The 4,954-nt window shown below is 73.1% G+C and carries 4 protein-coding genes; 1 reads left to right on the top strand and 3 read right to left on the bottom strand.

Annotated elements, in window-relative coordinates:
• Positions 1–29 precede the first annotated feature (29 nt).
• Positions 30–665, bottom strand: coding sequence for a TetR/AcrR family transcriptional regulator (locus DQW06_RS14610; protein ID WP_013152167.1), 636 nt, complete (start codon positions 663–665; stop codon positions 30–32).
• A 266-nt stretch (positions 666–931) separates the two neighbouring features.
• Between DQW06_RS14610 and DQW06_RS14605 the strand changes: the two genes are divergently transcribed.
• Positions 932–2,107 (top strand): acyl-CoA dehydrogenase family protein, encoded by a 1,176-nt coding sequence (locus tag DQW06_RS14605; RefSeq protein ID WP_013152166.1) that lies wholly within the window; start codon positions 932–934, stop codon positions 2,105–2,107.
• A 324-nt stretch (positions 2,108–2,431) separates the two neighbouring features.
• Here the strand turns inward: DQW06_RS14605 and DQW06_RS14600 are convergent, their stop codons facing one another.
• On the bottom strand, positions 2,432–2,806 hold the full coding sequence (locus DQW06_RS14600) for an FKBP-type peptidyl-prolyl cis-trans isomerase (RefSeq protein ID WP_013152165.1): 375 nt from the start codon (positions 2,804–2,806) through the stop codon (positions 2,432–2,434).
• A gap of 541 nt (positions 2,807–3,347) precedes the next feature.
• A complete protein-coding gene (manA, locus tag DQW06_RS14595; RefSeq protein ID WP_117198663.1) occupies positions 3,348–4,532 on the bottom strand; it encodes a mannose-6-phosphate isomerase, class I in 1,185 nt (394 codons plus the stop codon).
• Between the last annotated feature and the right edge of the window lie 422 nt (positions 4,533–4,954).

Genomic DNA, 4,954 nt, shown 5'->3' with positions numbered 1-4,954 from the left:
GGTGGCGACCGCCCCCGGGCCCCTCGCGCTCAGTCCCGGTTCCCGACCCTGTCGAAGACGCCGGTCAAACCGTCCAGGAAGGCCGAGAGCGCGAGTTCGAAGCTCGCGTCGTCGATCTCGGCGGCGTGCTCGGGCAGCCGGTGGGCCTGGGACAGGTTCGGGTAGCGGTCCCGGTAGACGCGCACGTCGTCGTCGAACCCGCGCGCGAAGGAGTTGGTGGCGGCCCCCACGACCAGGTACTTGGTGGAGGCGCCGATCATCGTGGCGTAGCGGGGCGGCCATCCGGCGCCCACCAGGCCGCCGTGCACCGCGTCGGCGCGGCGCAGCGCCTCCTCGCGGCGCCCGGGCCCGGAGGAGACCACCGGCAGCAGGTGGGGGTGCTCGGCGAGGGCGTCGCGGTAGGAGCGCGCCCAGACGGTGAGGCCCCGGCGCCAGTCCCCGCCCTCGAACCCCGAGACGTCGATGCGCGAGGTGACCTCGTCCGCCACCTCGGTGAGCAGCTCCTCCTTGGTGCGGTAGTGGCTGTAGAGGGAGGCCGCCTGCACGTCGAGCTCCTGGGCGAGCTTGCGCATGGACAGGCCGTCCAGCCCGTCGCGGTCGATGAGCGCGAGAGCCGCGCGGCGGATGCCCGGACGGCTCAGGATCGGCGTCTTGGGTCGGGCCACGGAGGGGTCCCCTTCTCCACTGCGGCGGACGAACCGGACCCTCCGGCGTCCGGCCCGATCATCGCACGTCGGCTCACCGTGTGCGGCCCCTCGGCGGTGTCCGCGCACCCGGGAGCCCGCCTCCGGCCCCGCGCGACCCGGTGCTGGCGTCTGCCGGAACCGGGCCACGCACCCGTCTCCTCCCGTTCCGCCGCACCTCTTGCACGCACCCCGGGCGAGACCGTACCCTCAAACCGAACGCCGTTAGGTTACTGGGGAGACAGGCCGTGATCGATTTCTCACTGAGCGATGAGCAGCGCGCCGTCCGCGACTGGGTGCGGACCTTCGTGGAGCGGGAGCTGATGCCGCTGGAGAACGACGTGCTGCGCCGCGAGCGCCAGGGGCAGCCGCCCGGCCTCAACGCCGAGGAGCGCACCCGGCTACGCGAGCTGGCCCGCAAGTCCGACTTCTGGGGCGTGGAGACCCCGGTGGAGTACGGCGGCATGGGCCTGGACCCGGTCACCGCCGCGATCATCGAGATCGAGCTGGGCAGGACCTTCCTGACCTTCAAGTTCGGCGGCGAGGCCGACAACATCCTCTACCACGCCAACGAGGAGCAGAAGGAGCGCTACCTGCTGCCCACCATCGCCGGTGAGCGCCGCTCCTGCTTCGCCATCACCGAGCCCGGCGCGGGCTCCGACGCCAAGGCCATCCGCACGCGCGCGGTCCGCGACGGCGACACGTGGGTGGTCAACGGCGAGAAGACCTTCATCACCGGCGGCAACGAGGCCGACTTCGCCATGGTCTTCGCGGTCACCGACCCGGACAGGGGCGCCGACGGGGGCGTGACCTGCTTCCTGGTCGACCGCGAGGCGGGCTGGACCTCCGAGCCCATCGACACCATGGGCGAGCGCCGCCCGGCCTCCCTGGTCTTCCAGGACGTGCGCGTGCCGCACGAGAACATCCTGGGCGAGGAGGGCCGCGGCTTCGAGCTGGCCATGAAGTGGATCGGCAAGGGCCGCTACCTGCTGCCCGCCCGCGCGCTCGGCGGCTGCGAGCGCCTGCTGGACATGGCGATCGAGTACTCGCGCACCCGCGAGACCTTCGGGGCGCCCATCGCCGACCGGCAGGCCATCCAGTGGATGATCGCCGACTCCCAGACCGAGATCGAGGCGCTGCGCCTGCTGGTGCTGCACGCCGCGTGGCAGGTGTCGGTGGGCCGGGACTCGCGGCACGCCCAGTCCATCGCCAAGCTCTTCGGCGGTGTGAAGGCCAACGAGATCGTCGACCGCGTGATGCAGATCCACGGCGGCATGGGCTACACCCGTGAGTTGCCCATCGAGCGCTTCTACCGCGACGTGCGGCTGCTGCGCATCTTCGAGGGCACGGACGAGATCCAGCGCCGCACGATCGCCCGCGACCTGCTCAAGGGCCACGTCAAGGTGGGCGCAACCCTGGGCTAGCGGCGGGACGAGGGGCCCGTGCCGCACGTGGGAGCGCGGCACGGGTCCCTTCCGCACGCGTGTGCCCGGAGCGGGCACGTCCGCCCCGGCCGGAGCGGGTATGTGCCCCTGACCGGCGCGGGCGCGTGTCCCGACCGGTCGCCGCGGGGGCGTCCGGTGCGGTGCACGGGGGCTCCGGCCCGCCGTGACCTTGCTCCTGGCACCACCGTCAGCGCCGAGGGCGGCGCTGGGAGCAGGATCATCCCCGGCGGGTGCTGGGAGCCCCGGCAGACGCAGGGAGTCCCGGCGGGCCCGGGCGTCACAGCAGACGCGGGCGCGACGGCCCTAGCTGACGCCGACCAGGTCGCAGACGAAGATCAGGGTCTCGTTCGGCGCGATGGCGCCGGGGGCGCCGCGCTCGCCGTAGGCCAGGTGCGGCGGGATGACCAGCTTGCGGCGGCCGCCCACGCGCATGCCCAGGACGCCCTGGTCCCAGCCCGCGATGACCTGGCGCGCGCCGAGGCGGAAGCTCAGCGGGGTGCCGCGGTTCCAGCTCGCGTCGAACTCCTCGCCGCTGGAGAAGGCGACGCCCACGTAGTGGACCTGGACGGTGCTGCCGTGGCCCGCCTGGGCGCCTTCACCGACCTGGATGTCGGTGACCTCCAGCTCGGCGGGCGGCGGGCCCTCGATGAAGTCGATCTCGGGACGCTCAAGCGCCATGGTGGTACCCCTCGTGTGGTCACAGTGAACAGAGGGGCCCAGGCTATCGGTGCACGGGAACCTCCTGGAGCAAAACGGACGCCCCGCCCGGGTGCTCTGTGGCGCGCTCGCGCTGCCCTGACGCGGTCTCCGGCCCGAGTTCCGGAGTCCGGGCCCTGGAATGTGAGATCTGGAGGCTGGGACCTGGAGCCTGAGGTCTGGAGGCTGGGGAATGGGCTCTGGAACCTGGGGTCTGGAATCCGGGGTCTGGGAATCAGGGCCTCGGTTCTCAGGCCCGGAGCCTCGGGTCTCGAAACCCAGGTGTGGGAACCCGGGTCCGGGGTCTGGGGTCGAGAAACTCGGGCTTGGGGTCTCAGGTCCGGGGAGTCGGGTCTCGGGCCGCGGATCCCGGGCCTCGGGCGTGGAACCTCGGGTTCCGGATCTCCGCTGTGGAGTCCGGGGTGTGAGGTCTCGGGTCTTGGATCTCTGGTGCGGGGTCTCGGACGCCCGGTCTCGGCTGTGGGATCTCGGGTGTACGGCCTCGGGTCCGCAGGCCCAGGTCTCAGATATCGCCGACGGTGGCGGCGATGACGTGGCCGTGGCCCTCGACCTTAATCGGCCCGCTGCCGGCCTGCACGAAAACCGACTCACCGCGCTGGAGGGTCATCCCCTGACCGACCTCGGCGACCAACTCCACCTGCCCGTGCAGGGCGAGCAGCACGGTCGGCCCCTCCCCCGGCAGGTGGGCCGTGATGCGGCCGGGGCCGATCTCGTGCAGCGCGAACTCCGGGGCGGCCGTGCGGAACTCCCGGCGCCCCTCGCAGACCCCGGGTCTGGCGTAGGGGATGGGCAGCACCGAGAAGTCCACCACGTCCAGCAGTTCGGGCGCGTCCACGTGCTTGCCGGTCAGCCCGGCGCGCAGCACGTTGTCGGAGCTGGCCATCACCTCGACCGCGGTGCCCTGGAGGTAGGCGTGCATGTTCCCCGCGGGCAGGAACAGGGCCTGGCCCGGCCAGAGCGTGACCCGGTTGAGCAGCAGGGCGGCCACCGCGCCGGGGTCGCCCGGGTAGCGCTCGGCCAGGTCGGCGACGATGGCGCCGTGGGATCCGCGCGGGCCGGAGTCCGACCACTCGCGCACGAAGTCGTCCAGCAGCCGGGCGCGCTCGCCCTCGGTGAGGGTGAGCAGGCGGGTGAGGGCGCCGCGCAGCGCGGTTCCGGCGTCGGTCAGGGCGAGGTCGCCGCGCAGCGCCACGGCCAGTTCGCAGGTGAGTCCGCGCAGGTCGGCGCGGGCGGCGGCGGGTTCGCGGAAGCCGCACAGCGCCTCGAAGGGCTCCAGGGCGAGGAGGAGTTCGGGCTTGTGGTGGGGGTCGCGGTAGTTGCGGTGGGGGGCGTCCAGGGGGATGCCCGCGCGTTCCTCGGCCTCGAACCCGGCGCGGGCGCGGACGGCGTCGGGGTGGACCTGGAGGGACAGGGGCGCCTCGGCGGCCAGGACCTTGAGGAGGAAGGGCAGCCGCCCGCCGAAGCGCTCGGCGGTGCGCCGCCCCAGGACGCGGTCGGGGTTGTCGGCGATGAGGCCGGGCAGGGGGCGCGGACCGTCCTCGCAGTGCGCCGTGCTGGGCGCGCCGTGGTGGGCCCCCAGCCACAGTTCGGCCTGGGGCGTGCCGTCGGGTTCGGCGCCCAGCAGCCGCGGGATGGCCGTGCGCGCTCCCCAGGCGTAAGGCCTTACCTGGTTGGTGAGCCTGTGCATGCGCCCCCCGCTTTCCCGTCTGCGTGTTCTCACCCCGTGGACACCCCGGCGAGGCTGCAACAGTCTCGTGGAGGGCGCTGTCCCGGTCGACACGGCGCGCCCCGCGCCTTGAGGTAGTGCACACTTCACCTCGCGGGGTGGGCGGGCACCCCACGAACACGGGTACCGGCTGCGGCAACGAAGTTACTGGGAAGTAAACCATGATCGGAAGCACGTGAACAGCGCCACATCCTGACCTCCTCCTCTTCCGCCCGGCGAGGCGCCGGACCTCCCGCGACGCGGCGGGAACCCCGTGCCGACCGCCCGTGGAGGCGACCGGCCGCCACCGGGCGGACGTGCGGCTCACGGGCCCCGCGCTCCCCCGGCGGGGTTCCGCCATTGTCCCGCAGCGGCGCCCGGGGTGCCACGGCCCGCCCCTGGAG

This window comes from Nocardiopsis sp. TNDT3 (assembly GCF_003427465.1).
Lineage (GTDB): Bacteria > Actinomycetota > Actinomycetes > Streptosporangiales > Streptosporangiaceae > Nocardiopsis > Nocardiopsis dassonvillei.
This window is presented reverse-complemented; position numbering and strand designations above follow the sequence as displayed.